The sequence below is a fragment of the Streptomyces sp. NPDC014764 genome (genome assembly GCF_043082785.1).
Classification (GTDB): domain Bacteria; phylum Actinomycetota; class Actinomycetes; order Streptomycetales; family Streptomycetaceae; genus Streptomyces; species Streptomyces althioticus.
In genome coordinates, this window is sequence record NZ_JBIBXY010000016.1 from 29379 (window position 1) to 47274 (window position 17896).

At 73.0% G+C, this 17896-nt stretch carries 20 protein-coding genes; 11 read left to right on the forward strand and 9 right to left on the reverse strand.

Going from position 1 to position 17896, the window contains the following annotated elements; all coding sequences use genetic code 11:
- Positions 1 to 27: 27 nt before the first annotated feature.
- Complete coding sequence (locus tag ACF1AG_RS27945) at positions 28 to 978, reverse strand: hypothetical protein (RefSeq protein ID WP_359605757.1); 951 nt, start codon at positions 976 to 978, stop codon at positions 28 to 30.
- A gap of 259 nt (positions 979 to 1237) precedes the next feature.
- On the opposite strand from ACF1AG_RS27945, the gene ACF1AG_RS27950 reads away from it, so the two are divergent.
- The 3 genes from ACF1AG_RS27950 to ACF1AG_RS27960 are packed head-to-tail and all read left to right on the forward strand — an operon-like array spanning position 1238 to position 2524.
- Positions 1238 to 1798, forward strand: coding sequence for an NUDIX hydrolase (locus ACF1AG_RS27950; protein WP_387796645.1), 561 nt, complete (start codon positions 1238 to 1240; stop codon positions 1796 to 1798).
- A 10-nt stretch (positions 1799 to 1808) separates the two neighbouring features.
- A complete protein-coding gene (locus tag ACF1AG_RS27955) occupies positions 1809 to 2201 on the forward strand; it encodes a DUF202 domain-containing protein (RefSeq protein WP_359605733.1) in 393 nt (130 codons plus the stop codon).
- Positions 2198 to 2524, forward strand: coding sequence for a DUF202 domain-containing protein (locus tag ACF1AG_RS27960; RefSeq protein WP_391810584.1), 327 nt, complete (start codon positions 2198 to 2200; stop codon positions 2522 to 2524). The genes ACF1AG_RS27955 and ACF1AG_RS27960 overlap by 4 nt, the downstream gene beginning before the upstream one ends.
- 63 nt (positions 2525 to 2587) lie before the next feature.
- Here ACF1AG_RS27960 and ACF1AG_RS27965 read toward each other — a convergent pair whose 3' ends face one another.
- Complete coding sequence (locus tag ACF1AG_RS27965) at positions 2588 to 3535, reverse strand: NADP-dependent oxidoreductase (RefSeq protein WP_359605731.1); 948 nt, start codon at positions 3533 to 3535, stop codon at positions 2588 to 2590.
- A gap of 196 nt (positions 3536 to 3731) precedes the next feature.
- On the opposite strand from ACF1AG_RS27965, the gene ACF1AG_RS27970 reads away from it, so the two are divergent.
- Positions 3732 to 4754, forward strand: a complete 1023-nt coding sequence (locus tag ACF1AG_RS27970) for a phosphotransferase family protein (protein WP_359605730.1) — start codon at positions 3732 to 3734, stop codon at positions 4752 to 4754.
- A 6-nt stretch (positions 4755 to 4760) separates the two neighbouring features.
- Positions 4761 to 5975, forward strand: coding sequence for an acyl-CoA dehydrogenase family protein (locus ACF1AG_RS27975; protein WP_359605729.1), 1215 nt, complete (start codon positions 4761 to 4763; stop codon positions 5973 to 5975).
- Between the two features lie 56 nt (positions 5976 to 6031).
- Here the strand turns inward: ACF1AG_RS27975 and ACF1AG_RS27980 are convergent, their stop codons facing one another.
- Positions 6032 to 6625 (reverse strand): TetR/AcrR family transcriptional regulator, encoded by a 594-nt coding sequence (locus ACF1AG_RS27980; RefSeq protein WP_387796639.1) that lies wholly within the window; start codon positions 6623 to 6625, stop codon positions 6032 to 6034.
- Between the two features lie 202 nt (positions 6626 to 6827).
- On the reverse strand, positions 6828 to 7601 hold the full coding sequence (locus ACF1AG_RS27985) for an SDR family oxidoreductase (RefSeq protein WP_359607657.1): 774 nt from the start codon (positions 7599 to 7601) through the stop codon (positions 6828 to 6830).
- A 169-nt stretch (positions 7602 to 7770) separates the two neighbouring features.
- On the opposite strand from ACF1AG_RS27985, the gene ACF1AG_RS27990 reads away from it, so the two are divergent.
- From ACF1AG_RS27990 to ACF1AG_RS28000, 3 genes are all read left to right on the forward strand, one after another.
- A complete protein-coding gene (locus ACF1AG_RS27990; RefSeq protein ID WP_359607655.1) occupies positions 7771 to 9027 on the forward strand; it encodes a DUF1343 domain-containing protein in 1257 nt (418 codons plus the stop codon).
- Between the two features lie 467 nt (positions 9028 to 9494).
- Positions 9495 to 10097 (forward strand): hypothetical protein, encoded by a 603-nt coding sequence (locus tag ACF1AG_RS27995; RefSeq protein WP_359607653.1) that lies wholly within the window; start codon positions 9495 to 9497, stop codon positions 10095 to 10097.
- 223 nt (positions 10098 to 10320) lie between these two features.
- The gene (locus ACF1AG_RS28000) at positions 10321 to 11388 is read left to right on the forward strand and encodes an RNA ligase (ATP) (protein WP_359607651.1); all 1068 of its coding nucleotides are present in this window, start codon (positions 10321 to 10323) and stop codon (positions 11386 to 11388) included.
- A 35-nt stretch (positions 11389 to 11423) separates the two neighbouring features.
- Here ACF1AG_RS28000 and soxR read toward each other — a convergent pair whose 3' ends face one another.
- Positions 11424 to 11900 (reverse strand): redox-sensitive transcriptional activator SoxR, encoded by a 477-nt coding sequence (gene soxR / locus ACF1AG_RS28005; RefSeq protein WP_033276740.1) that lies wholly within the window; start codon positions 11898 to 11900, stop codon positions 11424 to 11426.
- A gap of 131 nt (positions 11901 to 12031) precedes the next feature.
- Between soxR and ACF1AG_RS28010 the strand changes: the two genes are divergently transcribed.
- Positions 12032 to 12493 carry a MaoC family dehydratase gene (locus ACF1AG_RS28010; RefSeq protein WP_391810585.1) on the forward strand — a complete coding sequence of 154 codons (462 nt, stop codon included), beginning with the start codon at positions 12032 to 12034 and terminating at the stop codon, positions 12491 to 12493.
- Here the strand turns inward: ACF1AG_RS28010 and ACF1AG_RS28015 are convergent.
- The 3 genes from ACF1AG_RS28015 to ACF1AG_RS28025 form a co-directional block, all read right to left on the reverse strand.
- Positions 12490 to 13128 (reverse strand): TetR/AcrR family transcriptional regulator, encoded by a 639-nt coding sequence (locus tag ACF1AG_RS28015; RefSeq protein WP_387796633.1) that lies wholly within the window; start codon positions 13126 to 13128, stop codon positions 12490 to 12492. The genes ACF1AG_RS28010 and ACF1AG_RS28015 overlap by 4 nt on opposite strands.
- A 722-nt stretch (positions 13129 to 13850) precedes the next feature.
- A complete protein-coding gene (locus ACF1AG_RS28020; protein WP_359608089.1) occupies positions 13851 to 14138 on the reverse strand; it encodes a YiaA/YiaB family inner membrane protein in 288 nt (95 codons plus the stop codon).
- Positions 14139 to 14229: 91 nt separating this feature from the next.
- A complete protein-coding gene (locus ACF1AG_RS28025; RefSeq protein ID WP_359608091.1) occupies positions 14230 to 15381 on the reverse strand; it encodes an acyl-CoA dehydrogenase family protein in 1152 nt (383 codons plus the stop codon).
- Between the two features lie 93 nt (positions 15382 to 15474).
- Here ACF1AG_RS28025 and ACF1AG_RS28030 point away from each other — a divergent pair, with 93 nt between their 5' ends.
- Both ACF1AG_RS28030 and ACF1AG_RS28035 read left to right on the forward strand, forming a co-directional pair.
- Complete coding sequence (locus ACF1AG_RS28030; RefSeq protein ID WP_019522756.1) at positions 15475 to 16116, forward strand: TetR/AcrR family transcriptional regulator; 642 nt, start codon at positions 15475 to 15477, stop codon at positions 16114 to 16116.
- Between the two features lie 387 nt (positions 16117 to 16503).
- A complete protein-coding gene (locus tag ACF1AG_RS28035) occupies positions 16504 to 17226 on the forward strand; it encodes a helix-turn-helix transcriptional regulator (RefSeq protein WP_359601895.1) in 723 nt (240 codons plus the stop codon).
- Between the two features lie 15 nt (positions 17227 to 17241).
- Here ACF1AG_RS28035 and ACF1AG_RS28040 read toward each other — a convergent pair whose 3' ends face one another.
- Positions 17242 to 17844 (reverse strand): TetR/AcrR family transcriptional regulator, encoded by a 603-nt coding sequence (locus ACF1AG_RS28040; protein ID WP_359601896.1) that lies wholly within the window; start codon positions 17842 to 17844, stop codon positions 17242 to 17244.
- Between the last annotated feature and the right edge of the window lie 52 nt (positions 17845 to 17896).

The following is a 17896-nucleotide window of genomic DNA, read 5'->3' on the forward strand; positions in this document are numbered from 1 at the left end:
TGGGTCGGTGGTGGGTTCGGGGTGGGGTCAGGCCGTGCCCAGGGCGGCGGCGCGTGCGGTACGGAAGACGGTGAGGCCGTCCCGGTCGGGATAGGACCAGGGGGCGGGGGTGGCGTGGTCGCCGATGCGGTGGAACAGCGCGGCGGCCTCGGCCCCCCGGCCCTCGCAGACCTTGGCGTGGGCGAGGAAGTTGAGGTCGACCAGCCGGCGCGGGTGGTCCTCGTGCTCCCACTCCAGCCACCAGTCGAAGGCCGCCTTCATGACCTGCCGGGCGCGGCGTCCGGCCCAGTGGCCGGAGGCGGCCGGGTCGGCGGGCTCGTGCCCGGCGGCGGCGAGGGAGCGGTAGCGCTCGGCGTGCGCGATGACCGGCAGGATGGCCAGCGGCGAGTCGGCGGGGGCCTGTTCGGCGGCCCAGTTGGCGAAGTCGTACACCTCGTGCAGCGGGTCGGGGCCCGCCTCGACGCGGCGCTCCGCGAGCCAGCCGACGACCAGGTGGTGGGCGTGGTGGTGGTCGGCGTAGCGGGTGCGCACCTGCTCGAAGATCCGGACCACGTCGCCCTCCGCGCCCTGGGAGCGCTCCAGCATCAGCAGCCCGAGCCAGGGCGTCGGGTCGTGCGGCAGTTGCTCGGCGGCCGTGCGGCAGGCCTCGCGGGCCCGGGCGGGCTTCTCCTTGCCGCGCAGGGCGCGCCGCACCTGGGCCAGCGCCAGCAGCACGGTTGCGTCGCCGGAGTCGGGTTCGGCGAGCAGCCACTCGCGGGCCCACGCGGCGCAGTACGACTCCTTCGCGAGCACCGTGATCCGGTGTCCGCGGCGGTCCCAGTCGTCCCCCGTCCTGACCAGCAGCGAGCGGGTGCTCTGCCAGCGCCCCTGTGCCAGTGCGGCCCGCGCGGCGACGAGTTCGGCGTCGTCGAGGGCCTCGTCGTAGGCCTGTGCCGCCCGTTTGCGGGCGCGGCCGAGGGGAGGCGGGGGTGGGGGCACCGCGAACTTCCTCACGCGCTTCTCTTGTCATACGGCCCGCGGCGGGTGGTCGGTGGCAGTGGTCGGCTGCCGATCGCCACGGGCTGATCACGGACAGCAAACCGTCAGCGAACGGATCACGTCAAGGGCACCGAGGCTGTTACACGCGTCAACTGCGGTCACGAACGGGCAACTTGTGTCGCCGGTGAACGACCTCGCGGCCCTTCGCGACGCAGGCCGGCGACGCCCGGGACGGCGACGGCGCTGCTTTGATGGCGGTATGAGCGACAGCGGCAGCAGTGGGAGCGGAATGAGCGCCGACGAGATCCTCGACATCGTCGACGAGCACGACCGGGTGATCGGGCAGGCCCCGCGCGGCGAGGCGTACGCACGAGGGCTGCGCCACCGCTGCGTCTTCGTCCTCGCGCGGGACGCGGAGGACAGGGTGTTCGTCCACCGCCGCACCCCGACGAAGCTGGTCTTCCCGTCCCTGTACGACATGTTCGTCGGCGGGGTGGTCGGCGCGGGCGAGACGTACGACGAGGCGGCCCTGCGGGAGGCCGAGGAGGAACTGGGTGTGAGCGGACTGCCCGCGCCCTCGCACCTGTTCACCTTCCTGTACGACGACGACGGCTCCCGGACCTGGTGGTCGGCGGTGTACGAGGTGCGCTGCGAGCCGAGCGTGCATCCGCAGGCCGAGGAGGTGGCCTGGCACGCCTTCCTGCCCGAGGAGGAGGTGCAGCGGCGGCTCGGCGAGTGGGAGTGGGTGCCGGACGGGCTCGCGGCGTACGAGCGGCTGCGGGCGTATCGGGCGGACCGGGGTGCCGGGGGTGACCGGTAGGGTCGCCCCCGTGATCGACTTCGTACGGAACGTCCGGTTGTGGTTCTCCCCCGCCGAGGTGCGGGACGACGGGGAGACGCCCGACTACCGCTTCTCGCTGGCGAACGAGCGGACGTTCCTCGCCTGGCTGCGGACCGCGCTCGCGCTGATCGGCGGCGGGTTCGCGGTGGACCAGTTCCTGCCCGGCCTGCGGTGGGGCTGGCGGGTGGGGCTGGCCCTCGCGCTGCTGGCGGCCGGTGCGCTGTGCGCGTTCCGGGCGGTCAACCACTGGGTGCGGTGCGAGCGGGCGATGCGGCGGGGCGAGGATCTGCCGGTGTCGCGGTTCCCCGCGCTGCTGGGGGTGGTGGTGGCGGGGGTGGCCGTGGTGATGGTCGTGGTGGTGCTGGTCGGGTGGGAGGGGTGACGCCCGGAGTCCTCGGGGAGCGGGACCCCGGGCTGCAGCCCGAGCGGACCCGGCTGGCGTGGCGGCGGACGACGCTGGCGAGCACCGTGGTGGCTGTGCTGGCGGGGAAGGCGGGGCTGGCGGGTGGGGCGTCGGCGGGTGTGCTGGCTGCGGGAGCCGTGTGCTGTGTGGGGTGGGCGGGGGTGTTGGGGGTCGCCCGTCGGCGGATTCGGGGGCTGGCGGGGGTGGGTGAGCCTGAGCGGCTCCCGCTGCGGTTCGCGGTGGGGGTCGTGGTGTGCGTGCTGGTGACGGTGGGGGGTGGGGTGGGGGTGGTACTGGGGTGAGCTTTTCTCGCCCCCGCCGCCCTTACCCTTCCCGACCCGGGGCTCCGCCCCGGACCCCGCTCCTCAAACGCCGGAGGGGCTACTCGTCGGCACCGTGACCACGATCTTGCCGCGTACGTGGCCCTCCTCGCTGCTGCGATGGGCGTCTGCCGTCCGTTCCAGGGGGAACGTCTCCTCGACGTGGATCGTCACGACCCCCTGGTCGGCCAGTTCGGACAGTTTGCGGAGGTCCGCGGGGTCCGGGCGGACGAACCAGTAGGCGCCGCCGTAGCCGGTCACCCCCGCATCGGCGATCGACGTCAGCCGGCCCTCCGGCACCACCAGGTTCGCGGAGGCCTTGAGGGCGTCGCCGCCCACCGTGTCGAAGACCGCGTCCACCCCCTCGGGGGCGAGCCCCCGGACGCGTTCGGCCATGCCCTCGCCGTAACCGACCGGTTCCGCCCCCAGCCCTCGCACGAAGTCGTGGTTGCGTTCGCTCGCCGTGCCGATGACCCGCGCGCCGAGGTGGGCCGCCAGCTGGACGGCGACGGAGCCCACGCCGCCGGCCGCCGCGTGCACCAGCACGGTCTCGCCCCGGCGCACGCCCAGGGCCCGGTGCAGCACCTGGTACGCCGTGAGCCCCGCGAGAGGGAGGCCGGCCGCCTCCTCGAAGGAGAGACGCCGCGGCTTGGGCGCGAGGGTGCGGACGGGCGCGGCCACGTACTCGGCGCAGGTCCCGGCGGAGAGGACGTCCTCGCGGACGTACCCGATCACTTCGTCGCCCTCGGCGAACTCGGGGACCGCGGGTCCGGGGCGGACGACGACGCCCGCGAGGTCCCAGCCGGGGATCACCGGGAAGACGGCCGGGAGGATCGCGTCGAGGTGCCCCTGACGGGCCTTCCAGTCGACCGGGTTGACGGACACCGCCCTGACCTCGACGAGCACGTCGTCCGGGCCCAGCTTGGGGTCGTCGATGTCGCCGTACTCGAGGACCTCGGGGCCGCCGTACCGTGCGTAACTGATCGCCTTCATGCGTCGACCCTCCGGGGTCGGCCCACGGCGTGCAAGCCGAATGGCCCGATGTACGCCTTTCGCGTCACCGGAGGGGCCGATGGCGGAAAGCGCTTCCCCTATCGTGGACCCGATCACGTTCCGCTCCCGGCCTGGACGGCATACCGACCGGTCGGCATCATGGTCGGGTACTGTCCGCCTGCCCACAGGAGCGACGATGAGCCCCGACCACCCGCCCGGACTGGATCTCGACCGGCTGCGCGAGCTGCTCGAACGCGAGCGGCCCGGTCTGCTCGGCGGCCCCCTCTCCGGCCGGCTGATCGAGGGCGGCAGGTCCAACCTCACCTACACGGTCACCGACGGGGCGGGGACCTGGGTCGTGCGCCGTCCGCCGCTCGGCCATGTCCTCGCCACCGCACACGACATGAAGCGCGAGCACCGGGTGATCAGCGCCCTCCACCCGACCCGCGTGCCGGTGCCGCGTCCGGTGCTGCTGTGCGAGGACGAGGAGGTGCTGGGCGCGCCGTTCTACGTCATGGAGTACGTCGAGGGCACCCCGTACCGCACCGCCGGCCAGCTCGCCCCGCTGGGCCCCGAGCGGACCCGCACGGCCGTGCTGAACCTGGTGGACACGCTGGTCGACCTGCACGCCGTCGACCCCGCCGAGGTCGGGCTCGCGGACTTCGGGCGTCCGGAGGGCTTCCTGGACCGGCAGCTGCGGCGCTGGGGCAAGCAGCTCGACGCCTCCCGCAACCGCGAGCTGGCCGGCATCGACGAGCTGCACGCCGCGCTCGGCCGTGAGCTGCCCGTCTCCCCCGCGCCCACCGTCGTGCACGGTGACTACCGCCTCGACAACGCGCTGATCAGCGACGACGAGTCGGTCCGCGCCGTCCTGGACTGGGAGATGTCCACGCTGGGCGACCCGCTGACGGACCTGGGCCTGCTGGTGATGTACAGCAGCCCGCTGGGCATGCCGGACTCCCCCGTATCCACGACCGCCGAGGCGCCGGGACATCCGACGCCGGCCGAGCTGATCGAGCGGTACGCCGAGCGGTCGGGGCGGGACGTGTCGTCCGTCGCCTGGTACACGGCGTTCGCCTGGTTCAAGCTCGCCGTGATCCTGGAGGGCATCCACTACCGGTACACGCTGGGGCAGACGGTCGGAGCCGGGTTCGACCGCATCGGCGATCTGGTCCCGGTCTTCATCGAGCACGGTCTGACCACCCTTCAGGAAGGCTGACGAGACATGGACTTCGCGTTCGACGCGCGCACCGAGGAGCTGCGCGCCCGGCTCCTCGCCTTCATGGACGAGCACGTGTACCCCGCCGAGCAGGTCGCGCACGAGCAGCGGGCGCGGCTGTCCTCGCCGTGGGAGAACCCGCCGGTGGTGGAGGAGCTGAAGGCGGAGGCGCGCCGGCGGGGCCTGTGGAACCTGTTCCTGCCCGACGCCGAGTACGGCGCAGGGCTCAGCAACCTCCAGTACGCACCGCTCGCCGAGATCACCGGCCGGTCCCCGCAGCTCGCGCCGACCGCCACCAACTGCGCGGCGCCCGACACCGGGAACATGGAGGTGCTGGCGCAGTTCGGCGACGAGCGGCAGAGGAAGCAGTGGCTGGAGCCGCTGCTCGCGGGCGAGATCCGTTCGGCGTTCGCGATGACCGAGCCGGACGTGGCCTCCTCGGACGCCACCAACATCACCACGCACATCCGGCGGGAGGGCGACCAGTACGTCGTCAGCGGACGCAAGTGGTACATCTCCGGCGCCATGCATCCGGACTGCAAGATCTTCATCGTGATGGGCAAGACCGACCCGGACGGCCCGGACATCCGCCGCCAGCAGTCCATGGTCCTGGTCCCGCGCGACACCCCGGGCGTCACGGTGAAGCGGGCCATGCAGGTCTTCGGCTACGAGGACCACTACCACGGCGGGCACGCCGAGGTGGTCTTCGACGAGGCTCGGGTGCCGGTGTCGAACCTCGTCGGTGAGGAGGGCGGCGGGTTCGCCATCGCCCAGGCGCGGCTCGGTCCGGGCCGGATCCACCACTGCATGCGGCTGATCGGCATGGCCGAGCGGGCGATCGAGCTGATGTGCCGGCGGGCGGTGTCCCGGGAGGCCTTCGGCAAGGCGCTCGCCCAGCAGGGTGTGGTGCAGAACTGGATCGCGGACGCACGGGTCGCGGTCGAGCAGCTGCGGCTGCTGGTGCTGAAGACGGCCTGGATGATGGACACCGTCGGCAACCGGGGCGCGCACACCGAGATCCAGGCCATCAAGATCGCCACCCCGCGCACGGTCGTCGGCATCCTCGACCGGGCGATCCAGCTGCACGGCGCGGGCGGCGTGAGCCAGGACTTCCCGCTGGCCGAGCTGTACGCGGGCGCGCGCACGCTGATGCTCGCGGACGGCCCGGACGAGGTGCACCAGCGGTCGCTGGCCCGCCGGGAGATCAAGAAGTACCTGTAGCGGACGGGGACCGGCCCGCCGGGCGCCGTCGGGCGCCCGGCGGGCCGGTGACGCGCCTACGGGCGCAGCGCGCGCAGCAGGAGGTCGGCGAGGTGGTCGGCGACCTCCTGAGGGCTGAGCGGGCCGTCGGGGCGGTACCAGGTCGACAGGTGGTGCACCGAACCGAAGTGGTAGTCGACGACCAGGTCGGCCGGGGTGGCCGTGGAGAAGACGCCCTCGCGCTGGCCCTCCTCGATCAGCGCGCGGAACCGCTCGTGGTAGCGGCGGCGCTCGGCGCGGACCTGCTTGTTCTTCTCCGGGCCCAGGTGGTGCATGGAGCGGAAGAAGATCGACGCGTCGTCGAGGTTCTCGATGGTGGTGACGACGACGTCGGCGGCCGCGCCGCGCAGCCGCTTCTCGATGGGCTCGTCGGCGTCGGCGAACCGGTCCAGGCGCTCCTGCTGGAGGCGCAGCACGCGCGCGTAGACCTCGTGCAGCAGGTCGTCCTTGGAGCCGAAGTAGTGGTACAGCGCCCCCTTGGTGACGCCGGCCGCCTCGACGATCTCCTGCACCGAGGTGCGGTCGTAGCCCTGCTCGGCGAAGAGCCGGGTGGCGGCGGCCAGCAGCCGCTGCGGCACGGGGGCCCCGTCACCGTCCGTCGTTCTGGGCACTGCCGCCACCCGCCTTTCCGTGTTGCTGTCGGTCGTCGTGCGTCCAGGGAACGCCGTCCCCGCCGGGAGATCTTCCCACTCCACGGAATCACCGCTTCGGGCACCGCCTCCCCGCCCAGTTTCTCCCCGCGACGAGGAGAAGTGCGGACGGGTCCGCGTCGGCACCCGCCCGGTGGGGGCCGGGCGGGTGCCGGTGCGGATGTCAGCGCGTGGTCTCCCACTGCCGCTGGACGCGGTTCATGCCGCCGAGCCAGCGCTCGGGGTCGGCCGCTCGAGCCCGGTAGTACTCGGCGACCTCGGGGTGCGGCAGGATCAGGAAGCGGTCCTCCTCGATGCCGTCGAACAGGGCGTCGGCCACGTCCTCCGGCTCGATCGCGGTGGGTTTCAGCACCAGGTCCCCGGCGCTGCCGCTGGCGTCGAGCATGTCGGTGCGCACGCCCTGCGGGCAGATCGCGTGCACCTTCACCCCGCGGTGCCGGTACGTCAGCGACAGCCACTCGGCGAAGGCGTAGGCGCCGTGCTTGGTGACGCTGTAGGGGGCGGTGCCGATCATGGTGAGCAGTCCGGCGGCGGAGACGGTGGAGACGAAACGGCCGCTGCCACGCTCCAGCCACTCGGGGAGCAGCGCGTGGGCCGCGCGGACGTGCGCCATCACGTTGACGTCCCAGGACAGCGCCCAGTCCTCCTCGCGCAGCGGCTCGCCGGGCTCCCCGCCGTCGCGGCCGACCCCGGCGTTGGCGCACCAGACGTCGACCGTCCCGCCGAGGGCGTCCCGGGCCTCGTCGACGACCGAGGAGGCGTCGCCCGCCACCGCCTGGCCGCCGATCTCCTCGGCGACGGCCTTGGCTCGGGCGGCGTCCAGGTCGTTCACCACGACCCGCGCCCCCTGCGCGGCGAATCGGCGGGCGAGTGCCGCTCCGATGCCGCCCCCGGCCCCCGTGACGACCACCTTCGCACCCTGCACGGCTTGCACCATCGGTCTCCTCCGACGCGGCTCGCGAACGCCTGACCGCGTCAGACTAACCGGTCGGTATGCCGTGAGGAAGGGGCGTTCCGCGTGGCATCGGTCCCGCTCGTTCCCCGGCGCGGCCATGCGCGCTAGCGTGCGTGGCCATGACATGTACCGCGATCACGGAGGTCACCGCATGAGGCTGTCCCGCCGGAGCCTGCTCGCCACCACCACGGCCGCCGTCGCGGCCTCCGCGGCGCCGGCCGCCGCCGTACCGGGGCCGGGCCCCGGGCATGGCGGCGGGCGCACGCTGCGCACCGGGTTCGAACGGCTCGCCGCGGACGGCTACGCGCTGCTCGACGGCCGCCGGGTGGGCGTGGTCACCAACCCCACGGGCATCACCCGCGAGGTGCGGCACATCGTCGACGTGATGCACGCCGACGGCAGAGTGGACCTGACCGCGGTCTTCGGCCCCGAGCACGGCTTCCGGGGCACCGCGCAGGCGGGCGGTTCGGAGGGCCGCTACGACGATCCGGCGACCGGCCTGCCCGTCTACGACACCTACCTGAAGAGCGGTCAGGACCTCGCCGACATCTTCACGGCGTCCGGCGTGGACACGGTGGTCTTCGACATCCAGGACGCCGGCGCCCGCTTCTACACGTACATCTGGACGCTCTTCGACTGCATGGAGGCGGCGCAGCTCGCGGGCCTGTCGTTCGTGGTCCTCGACCGGCCGAACCCGGTGGGCGGACGTGCGGCGCTGGGTCCGGTGCTGCACAAGGAGTTCGCGACGTTCGTCGGACGGCAGCCGATCTCGCAGGCGCACGGGATGACGGTGGCGGAGCTGGCGCTGCTGTTCAACGCCGAGTTCCTCGAGACGCCCGTCGCCCTGGAGACCGTGAAGATGTCGGGCTGGAAGCGGTCGGACTTCTTCGACGCGTCCGGGCTGCCGTGGGTGCCGCCGAGCCCGAACATGCCGACGCCGGAGACGGCGCTGGTGTACTCGGGGACGTGTCTGTTCGAGGGCACGAACCTGTCGGAGGGGCGCGGCACGACCCGGCCGTTCGAGCTCCTGGGCGCGGAGGGGATCGACGGGCGCTGGGCGGCCGCGGCGAACGAGCTGGAGCTGCCGGGCGTGCGGTTCCGTGAGGCGTACTTCGCGCCGACGTTCTCCAAGTTCCAGGGGAAGACCATCGGGGGTGTGCAGCTGCATGTGCACGACCGCGAGCGGTTCGACCCGGTGCGGACCGGCATCGGGCTGCTGATCACGGCGAAGCGTTCGTGGGACGGCTTCGCGTGGCGCGCCGACAACTGGATCGACAAGCTCACCGGTTCGACCCAGGTCCGCACGATGATCGACGCGGGCGCGGACACGGACGAGGTGGTGGCGGGCTGGCAGAGCGAGCTGGCGGCGTTCCGCCGCAAGCGGCGCGAGCACCTGCTCTACCGGTAGGCCTCGGTCGGCCGGGGCGCGTGAGCGGCGGCGGATCGCGGGACGGCGATCCGCCGCCGTCGCGTTCACGCCCCCTTTTTCCGCCCCGCCCACCGCCGTGACCTGCGTTTTCCGCCCCTCGCGCCGGGTGATGCGGGGTTTATCGGCCGACGGACCGGTGATCGGTGTGCATATCGGCGGGGTGTTCAGGAACCCGTGGAAGCCCCGGGGAGTTCTCAGAGCGTCGGGAAAAGGGCCGCCCCGTTCGCAGGAAGGGACAGGAGCCCGTTACCGCCGGTATCCCCGCGACGACGACAACTGAAGTGCGGGCCAAGGGAGTTGGCCTGGCGTTCCCCGCGGCCGGCTGAGAGGGCCATCGGAAAAAGGATGGAGCCGAATCGCGTGCCGACACGTCTATTCGGCGACGTCCGTTCGACGACGCCGAAGTGACCGGATTACAGGTGCAGGTGTGACGGAGGTGCAGGACGATGGCCGGTTTCCGGAGTCTGGCGAGACAGGTCCGAGATCCCCGGTGCGATCTGGCGCTCAGGCGCTACTCGCTGCGCAAGTGCCTGGAGCGGTTCGCCCCGTACGGGCACCGCGCGACCTGGGACCACTTGTGCTCGCGGGCCGGGTTCGATCCCGAGGACCGCTCCGTCGACCCGGCGCGGCTCGTGGCCGCACTGGACGAGCTGGAGGAGGCCCGGGCGGTCTGGCTGGCGTACGAGGTGGAGTTCGCCGAGCGCCGCAGGAAGGAGAAGCACGACGGTCTGCGCAGGCCGGGCAGTGTGGACGACTGGCACCGGATGACCTGGGGAGGTTTCGGGGTCGCCTGGTGCGACGACCCGCGGGTGCACCCGACGGAGCCGCTGGCGGAGGTGCTGCGGCGGCTGATCGCCGCGCTGGAGCGTGAGCCGGGCTCGTCCTGCCCCGTGTGCGGAGGAGCACGGCTCGTCTGGCGCCACGACCTTGATCACGAACCCTCGGCGGGGCCGGTGTGCACGGAGTGCGGCATCCTGGTCCCGCGTCCCGTGCTGACCCCGGCGGCCCTCGCGGAGTCCCGCCGCGCGAGGCTGCTGGTCTCCGCCTGACCCGGCGGACGACGAGGGCGACACGACCGACGAGAGCGACGAGCGACAGCAGGCCACGGTGACGAGCGACCGGGGCAACGGGGGCACGGGGGTGCGCGCCAGGGTTGCCGCACCCCCCGCGCCCCCGGACGGTAGCAGGCGGTAATCCGGTCGTTCCACGGCTTTGTTCTCAGCACAGTTGGGGCCGATGAGACCCACCTGAGAACCCTGGGGAGTCGTCCCGATGTCGACGCTGCGCGTCACCGCCGAGATACTGACCGTCCACCCGCATCCGAACGCCGACGCCCTGGAGCTGGCCCAGGTGGGCCTGTACCGGGCCGTCGTCGCCAAGGACGCCTACCGCACGGGCGACGCCGCCGTGTACATCCCCGAGCAGTCCGTGCTGCCGCCCGCCCTGATCGACGAGCTGGGCCTGACCGGCCGGCTGGCGGGCGGGAACCACGACCGGGTCAAGGCGGTCCGGTTGCGGGGCGAGCTGTCGCAGGGCATCGTGTGCCGCCCGAAGGCGCTCGCGGACGTCGACCTGGTACGGGCCGCCGCCGACGGCACCGATTTCGCGGAGCTGCTCGGCGTCACCAAATGGGTGCCGCCGGTCCCGCCGACGATGAGCGGCGAGGTGGAGTCCGCGCCCGCCCTGCTGCCCTGGGTCGACATCGAGAACCTCCAGCGCCACCCCGGCATCTTCTCCCCCGGCGAACCCGTCGTGGTCACCGAGAAGCTGCACGGCACGGCCTGCCTGCTGACCTACGCCGCGGACGAGGACCGCGTGCACGTCTCCTCGAAGGGCTTCGGGTCGAAGTCCCTCGCCCTGAAGGAGGACCCGCGCAACCTGTACTGGCGCGCGGTGCGCGGCCACGGCGTCGCCGAGACGGCCGCCGAGCTCGCGGCCCGGCTGGGCGCTCGGCGGGTCGGCGTCTTCGGCGAGGTGTACGGTGCGGGCGTGCAGGACCTGTCGTACGGCGCGGACGGGCGGCGCGACTCCCTCGGGTACGCCGTGTTCGACGTGTCCGCGGAGATCGACGGGCAGGTGCGCTGGCTGGACGCGGCGGAGCTCCTCGAGGGCCGCCTGCCCCTGGTGCCCCGCCTCTGGACCGGCCCGTACGACAGCGAGCGGGTGATGGAGCTGGCCGGCGGCCGGGAGACGGTGTCGGGCAGGGAGCTGCACATCCGGGAGGGCGTGGTGATCCGACCGGTGACCGAGCGGCACAGCCCGGTGACGGGCGGCCGGGCCATCGCGAAGGCGGTGAGCCCGGCGTATCTGACCCGCAAGGGCGGCACCGAGTACGAGTGAGCCCGGGGCGGGCGGCGGGAAGCCGCCCGCCTCCGTCACTCGCCGGAGTTCTTCCTGCCGCTCTCGGCCATGAGCCGGGAGCCGGTGAGGCGCTCACCGAAGACGTCGTCCGGGTTGGACAGCACACAGCCCTCCAGCGAGAGACAGCCGCAGCCGATGCAGTCGGTGAGGTGGTCGCGCAGCCGGTTCAGCTGCCGGATGCGCTCGTCCAGTTCGGAGCGCCACGCCTCGGAGAGCCGCGCCCAGTCGTCGCGCGTGGGGGTGCGCTCCTCGGGCAGCTCGGCGAGGGCCTCGCGGATCGTGGCGAGCGGGATGCCGACGCGCTGGGCGGCGCGGATGAAGGCGACGCGGCGCAGGGTGTCACGGGTGTAGCGGCGCTGGTTGCCGGAGGTGCGCCGGCTGCGGATCAGGCCTTTGGCCTCGTAGAAGTGCAGGGCCGAGACGGCGGCCCCGCTGCGGGCGGAGAGCTGGCCGACGGTGAGCTCGTGGATCTTCTCTGGAATCCGGTGCACTCCTCGAAGCCTACCGACCCCGTACGGCGGCCCGTCCGTTGACAGGGGCTCCACGGCCGACCATGCTAAGCAGTTGCTTAGGCATGCGCAGGCGAATGCGCCTGCGCCTACGTGACGCGAGAGGCCGGGACATGGCAGAGCCGAGGATCTTCACGTCCGTCGACGACCTGAAGGCGGCGGTGGGCGAGCAGCTGGGGTACACCGACTGGCTGGAGATCGACCAGAAGCGGATCGACCTGTTCGCCGAGGCCACCGGTGACCACCAGTGGATCCACGTGGACCCGGACAAGGCCGCGGCGGGCCCGTTCGGCACGACCATCGCGCACGGCTATCTGACGCTGTCGCTGCTGCCGCTGTTCGGCCCGCAGCTGCTGTCCGTCGAGGGCGTGAAGATGGGCGTCAACTACGGCACGAACAAGGTGCGCTTCCCGGCCCCCGTGCCGGTCGGCTCGCGCCTGCGCGCCACGGCGAAGATCAGCGCCGTGGACGAGGTCCCGGGCGGCGTCCAGGTCGCCACCGCCTTCACAGTGGAGCGCGAGGGCGGCGACAAGCCGGTGTGCGTGGCGGAGTCGGTGGCCCGGTACTACCTCTAGGAGGTCCCGGCCCTCCTGGCCCCCACCATGCGGAGCACGAGGTCGGCGTAGAGCGCGCCGACCTCCTCCGGGGTGCGGGGCCCGTCGACGTTGAACCAGCGGGCCACGTCGATGCACAGGGACAGCACGGCGAGCGTGGTGCCCGGCACGTCCGGGACGTCGAACTCCCCGGAGCGGACGCCGTCCTCGATGATCCCGCGCACCTCGGCGTCGACCTGGCGGCGCAGGCCGACGATCTCCGCGCGGGCGTCCGGGCCCAGCGAGTCGAGCTCGTACTGCACCACCCTGGCGGTCGTACGGCCGCGCGCGTGCCAGCGGACGAAGGAGCTGACCGCGTCGGCGAGCCGCTGGGTCGCGGTGCCCTCGCCGCGGGACGCGGTGCGCAGGATGTCCAGCGCCTTCTCGTGTCCGATGCGGCTGATGCGGTGGAGCAGCTCTTCCTTGGTCTTGTAGTGGATGTAGAGCGCGGCCGGGCTCATGCCGGCGCGGCCCGCGATGTCTCGGGTCGTCGTGGCGTGGTAGCCGCGCTCCGCGAAGGCCTCCACGGCGGCGAGCAGCAGTCGCCGGGCCGCGTCGGGCGTGACCTCACCCCACGGCTGCGCCTCACCGCCGGCCGTCTCCTCCGCCGTACTCATCGCTCACCCCATTCGCTGACAGGGTCGTCATCCTACCGGCAAGGGTGAGCGAGCGCTTAGCGTGCCCTCCGGGCGTTTTCCGGGGGCGTGTTTGCGACACCCGTCGGGCGGCGGGCGGGGGGTGTTGCGCATACCGGTGCGGGCGGGGTGCTCCGTGTGGGGGTGGGGTGCCCTGCGTGGGTGCGGGTGGGGTGCCCTGCGTGGGTGCGGGTGGGGCGCCCTGCGTGGGTGCGGGTGGGGCGCCCTGCGTGGGTGCGGGCGGCGCGCCCTGCGTGGGCGCGGGCGGCGCGCCCTGCGTGGGCGCGGGTGGCGACCGCAGGCACCGGTGTGGGTGTGGGCCGGGGGTGTCGGCGCGCCTGGCGCCGGCAGGGTGCCGCCGCGCCCACCCGTGCCGCCCCAGGCGGCACGCATGCCCGCGGTGGGCGGAGGTGCGTTCGGCGCGGCGGCGGACGGCTGCCCGCGGTCGGCGGGGCGGGCGCCCGGCGCGCGCCCGCGGACCGGGGACGGCGGGCGTCGCCGCTGTCGGGCAGCCGCGCGCGGCGGGGAGGGGGCGGGGTGGGGGTGGGCGCCCGCAGCGGCTGGCGCGTCCGCGCCCTGGGCCTTTCGAGACGCACTCTCGCGCCAGACCGAGGACGTCCACCCCTGCCCCGCCCCCGCTCCACCCACCCGGCGCGGGCGCACCCGCACCCCCAGCGCCGGCGTTGGCGCCGGCGCCGGCAGCCTCACAGCTTCTGCAGCGGGTCGTAGTCGGCCAGCATCTTCTCCAGGCGGGCCTGGTCGACCCGGTTCACGATCTGCCCCGCCTCCTGCCGGTCACGGACGACCTTGGCCAGGGTGAACGCGGACGTGACCAGGTAGAGGACCGCGATACTCAAGAAGCCGCGGACCCACGCGTCCGTCTCCAGGTTGTAGATGCCGACGGCGGTGGCCCCGAGGGCCAGCGCGAAAGACGCCACGGCCTGACCGTAGAAGGCCGCCGTGCTCTGCTGCTTGACCGGTGTGTCGCTCATGCGGAACAGAATCGGCGGATGTGGCCGCGACCACATCCGCCGAGGTACTCATGCCGTACTCAGTTCGCCGACCCGGCCCTCGGCCCTGTCCTCAGAACGCCGAAATCCCCGTCAGCGCCCGCCCGATGACCAGCTTCTGTATCTGGCTGGTGCCTTCGTACAACGTCATCACGCGCGCGTCGCGCAACAGCTTCCCCGCCGGGTACTCGTCGACGTAGCCGTACCCGCCGAACACCTGCAGCGCGTTGTTCGCGGCCCGTACGGCCGCCTCCGACGCGAACAGCTTCGCCGTGGACGACTCCACGGCGAACGGCTTGCCCCGGTCGATCAGATCGGCGACCCGCCAGGTGAGCAGCCGCGCCGCGTCCACGTCGACGGCGATGTCGCTGATCAGCTCCTGGACCAGCTGGTGCGCCGCGATCGGCTTGCCGAACTGCTCCCGCTCCCCCGCATACGCCACCGCCGCGTCCAGCGCGGCCTGGGCGATGCCGACGCAGCCCGCCGCGACCGACATGCGCCCCTTCGCCAGGGCGGACATGGCGACGGAGAACCCCTTGCCCTCCTCGCCGAGCATCGCGGACGCGGGCACCCGCACCCCGTCGAACACCAACTCGGCCGTGGCCTGGCCCCGCAGCCCCAGCTTGCCGTGCACGGCGCGGCGGGTCAGCCCCGCCGTGTCGGTCGGCACCAGGAACGCCGAGACCCCCTTGTGCCCGGGCGCGTCCGTGGAGCGCGCGAACAGCAGCACCACGTCCGCCCACGTCCCGTTCGTGATGAACATCTTCGAGCCGTCGATGACGTACTCGTCCCCGTCCCGCACCGCCCGCGTGGCGAGGTTCCCCGCGTCGGAGCCGGTGCCCGGCTCGGTCAGCCCGAAGCAGCCGACGTACGCGCCGGAGGTCAGCCCCGGCAGCCAGGCCCGCTTCTGCTCCTCCGTCCCCCACGCGGCGATCGTCTTGGCGACCAGCCCGAGGGAGACGGAGACGATGCCGCGCACGGAGGAGTCCCCGCGCCCCAGCTCCTCGGTGACCAGGCAGTACGCGAGGTGGTCGCCGCCGGACCCGCCGTACTCCTCGTCGATCGTGAGCCCGAGGAAACCGATCTCGCCGAGCTTCTTCACGATGCCCCGGTCGACCTCCTCCGCGCGGTCCCAGGCGGCGGCGTACGGCGTGACCTCGCGCCGTACGAAGTCCCGGGCGAGCCGGCGAACCGCCTCCTGCTCGTCACTCAGCTCCAGGTTCATCCCGAGTCACCCCATGTGAATGTGAGACGCGCGTCATCGTGTACGGCTAAATTAGCACTGCTAGTTTAGAAGCGCAGCCCTACTATGTGCGCCATGGCCCGACCGCGCAAGCCCTTGCTCAGCACCGACCGGATCGTGGAGACGGCGCGTGCGCTGGTGGACGCGGAAGGGCTGGCGGCGGTCTCCACCCGCCGTCTCGCCGCCGAGCTGGGGGTGAGCGGACCGTCGCTCTACAACCACTTCCGCACCAAGGACGAGATCCTGGAGGCGGTGGCGGACTCGGTGAGCGCGCAGGTCGACCTGTCGATGTTCGAGGACGGCCGGGACTGGCGGACGGCGCTGCACGACTGGGCGGTCTCCTACCGCAACGCGCTGCGCGACCACCCCAACATCGTCCCGGTACTGGCCCGCGGCCCCGGCCGCCGCCCTGCGGCACTTCGGCTGGCCGACGCGGCCTACGGCGCGATGGTCGAGGCGGGCTGGCCGCCCGCGCAGGCCACGTCCATCGGCGCGCTGATGCGGTATTTCATCATGGGCTCGGCGCTCGGCTCGTTCGCGGGCGGCTTCGTGGACGACGCGAGCGCGTACGACCCGGCGGACTACCCGCATCTTGGGCAGGCACATCTTCTCGCGGAGCAACAGGAGAAGATCGACGAACGCGCCTTCGAGACGGGCCTGACGGCGCTGCTGGACGGGCTCGCCCTGCAGTACGAGCAGGTACGGCAGCACGCCTGAGGGTGCCTGGACGGGCGGGCGCAGCGCATCGTGGGTCCGCGCGTGCGGCCCGGTGGAGGCTGGTCGCGCAGTTCCCCGCGCCCCTGAGGGCGTTGCCCACACCCCTGACCGCGCCGTGCGAGGCATCACCGGCACCGTGCACCCGGACTGCCCTTTCGTCTCCATCGTGCGGCCCGGTGGGGGTTGTTCGCGCAGTGCCCCGCGCCCCTGAGGGCGCTGCCCACACCCCCCACCGCGCCATGCGAGCCATCACCGGCACCGTGCACCCGAAACCGCCCATTCGGTGAGGGCCGGCCGCGCAGTTCCCCGCGCCCCTGGAGGCGTCCCCGGCGCATCGCACGCCGGACCGGCACCGCGGTTCGGTGCGCGCCGAACCGTTCCTGGCGCATGCTGGAGGGCATGACCTCCAAGGACCCCAGGGCCGGCGCCCTCGCCCGTCTCGCCGCGCTGGTCGCGGACGAGACGCGGGCCGCCTGCCTGCTCGCCCTGCTGGACGGGCGGGCCTGGACCGCCGGTGAGCTGGCGCGACACTGCGGGGTCGCCGCGTCCACGCTCAGCGAGCACCTGGGCAAGCTGGTCGGCGGCGGGCTGCTGGCCGAGGAACGGCAGGGCCGGCACCGGTATGTGCGGTTGGCGGACGCCCGCGTCGCCCAGCTCGTGGAGGACCTCACGGCGCACATCGCCCCGGACGCCGCCGAACCGCCGCGCGGACTGCGGCAGTCGGGCACGGACTCCGCGATGGCACGCGGCCGCACCTGCTACGACCATCTCGCCGGGCGGCTCGGGATCGCCGTCACGGACGCCCTCACCGCGCGCGGACTCCTGCGCCAGGACACCGGGTTCGCGCTCACGGACGCGGGACTGGACTGGTTCGGCGCGCTGGGCGTCGAGCTCGACCGCCGGGGCCGGCGTCCGCTGGCCCGGGCCTGCCTGGACTGGACGGAGCGGCGCCCTCACCTCGCGGGCGCGGCGGGCGCGGCGCTGTGCCGGCACGTCCTGGACCGGGGCTGGTGCGTGCGGATCGGATCCGGACGGGCCGTGAAAGTGACCGAGGACGGCGTACGCGCCCTCACCGGCCTGCTGGGCGTCGACGCGGCCACGCTGCGCTGAGACGTCCGGCGCCGGTCAGTCGAGGGCGTGCGCCCGGCACGTGCGCAGGATCTCGTCGGACAGCTCCGGCTCGACGTGCCGCACCGCCCGCGCCAGCACCATCGCGCCGACCATCCTGCTGAGCAGCAGCACCGCCCGCTCCCGCACCTCCTCCGGAGTGACCTCGCCACCCGCCCGCTCACGTTCGAACTCCCCCGCGAAGCCCGCGAGATAGCCCTCCACCCCGGCTGCGTACGACCGCTGCACCGCCTCGGTGTGCCGCCCCGCGTCGATGACCAGGGAGGCGGAGGGACAGCCGCCGTCGGGGGCGTCCCGGTGCTCGGCGGAGAGGTAGTCCTCCACCACCCGCCGCAGCGGCGGCCCGGCGGGCACGTCCCCCTCGTCGACGGTCTGCCGCAGCACGCCCAGGGAGGCGGCGAACGAGGCGTTGCAGACCTCGGCGGCCAGGTCGTCCTTGGAGGCGAAGTGGTTGTAGAAGCCGCCGTGGGTGAGGCCCGCCTCCTTCATCAGGTCGGCGATGCCGACGGCGTCGATGCCCTGCGCACGGAACATGCGTCCGGCCGCCTCGACGATGTTCTGCCGGTTCCTGGCCTTCTCTTCCTTGGTGATCCGCGGCATGCCCGCCCTCCCGGTCCGACACTGTTTGACGTTTTCAAGGTTACCCCTCATC

Excerpts from the sequence above, each read along its gene's own strand:
- ACF1AG_RS27950 (WP_387796645.1), top strand. The coding sequence starts at position 1,238 with ATGAGCGACAGCGGCAGCAGTGGGAGCGGAATGAGCGCCGACGAGATC.
- ACF1AG_RS27965 (WP_359605731.1), bottom strand. The coding sequence starts at position 3,535 with ATGAAGGCGATCAGTTACGCACGGTACGGCGGCCCCGAGGTCCTCGAG.
- ACF1AG_RS27970 (WP_359605730.1), top strand. The coding sequence starts at position 3,732 with ATGAGCCCCGACCACCCGCCCGGACTGGATCTCGACCGGCTGCGCGAG.
- ACF1AG_RS27975 (WP_359605729.1), top strand. The coding sequence starts at position 4,761 with ATGGACTTCGCGTTCGACGCGCGCACCGAGGAGCTGCGCGCCCGGCTC.
- ACF1AG_RS27985 (WP_359607657.1), bottom strand. The coding sequence starts at position 7,601 with ATGGTGCAAGCCGTGCAGGGTGCGAAGGTGGTCGTCACGGGGGCCGGG.
- ACF1AG_RS27990 (WP_359607655.1), top strand. The coding sequence starts at position 7,771 with ATGAGGCTGTCCCGCCGGAGCCTGCTCGCCACCACCACGGCCGCCGTC.
- ACF1AG_RS27995 (WP_359607653.1), top strand. The coding sequence starts at position 9,495 with ATGGCCGGTTTCCGGAGTCTGGCGAGACAGGTCCGAGATCCCCGGTGC.
- ACF1AG_RS28000 (WP_359607651.1), top strand. The coding sequence starts at position 10,321 with ATGTCGACGCTGCGCGTCACCGCCGAGATACTGACCGTCCACCCGCAT.
- ACF1AG_RS28010 (WP_391810585.1), top strand. The coding sequence starts at position 12,032 with ATGGCAGAGCCGAGGATCTTCACGTCCGTCGACGACCTGAAGGCGGCG.
- ACF1AG_RS28015 (WP_387796633.1), bottom strand. The coding sequence starts at position 13,128 with ATGAGTACGGCGGAGGAGACGGCCGGCGGTGAGGCGCAGCCGTGGGGT.
- ACF1AG_RS28020 (WP_359608089.1), bottom strand. The coding sequence starts at position 14,138 with ATGAGCGACACACCGGTCAAGCAGCAGAGCACGGCGGCCTTCTACGGT.
- ACF1AG_RS28025 (WP_359608091.1), bottom strand. The coding sequence starts at position 15,381 with ATGAACCTGGAGCTGAGTGACGAGCAGGAGGCGGTTCGCCGGCTCGCC.
- ACF1AG_RS28030 (WP_019522756.1), top strand. The coding sequence starts at position 15,475 with ATGGCCCGACCGCGCAAGCCCTTGCTCAGCACCGACCGGATCGTGGAG.
- ACF1AG_RS28035 (WP_359601895.1), top strand. The coding sequence starts at position 16,504 with ATGCTGGAGGGCATGACCTCCAAGGACCCCAGGGCCGGCGCCCTCGCC.
- ACF1AG_RS28040 (WP_359601896.1), bottom strand. The coding sequence starts at position 17,844 with ATGCCGCGGATCACCAAGGAAGAGAAGGCCAGGAACCGGCAGAACATC.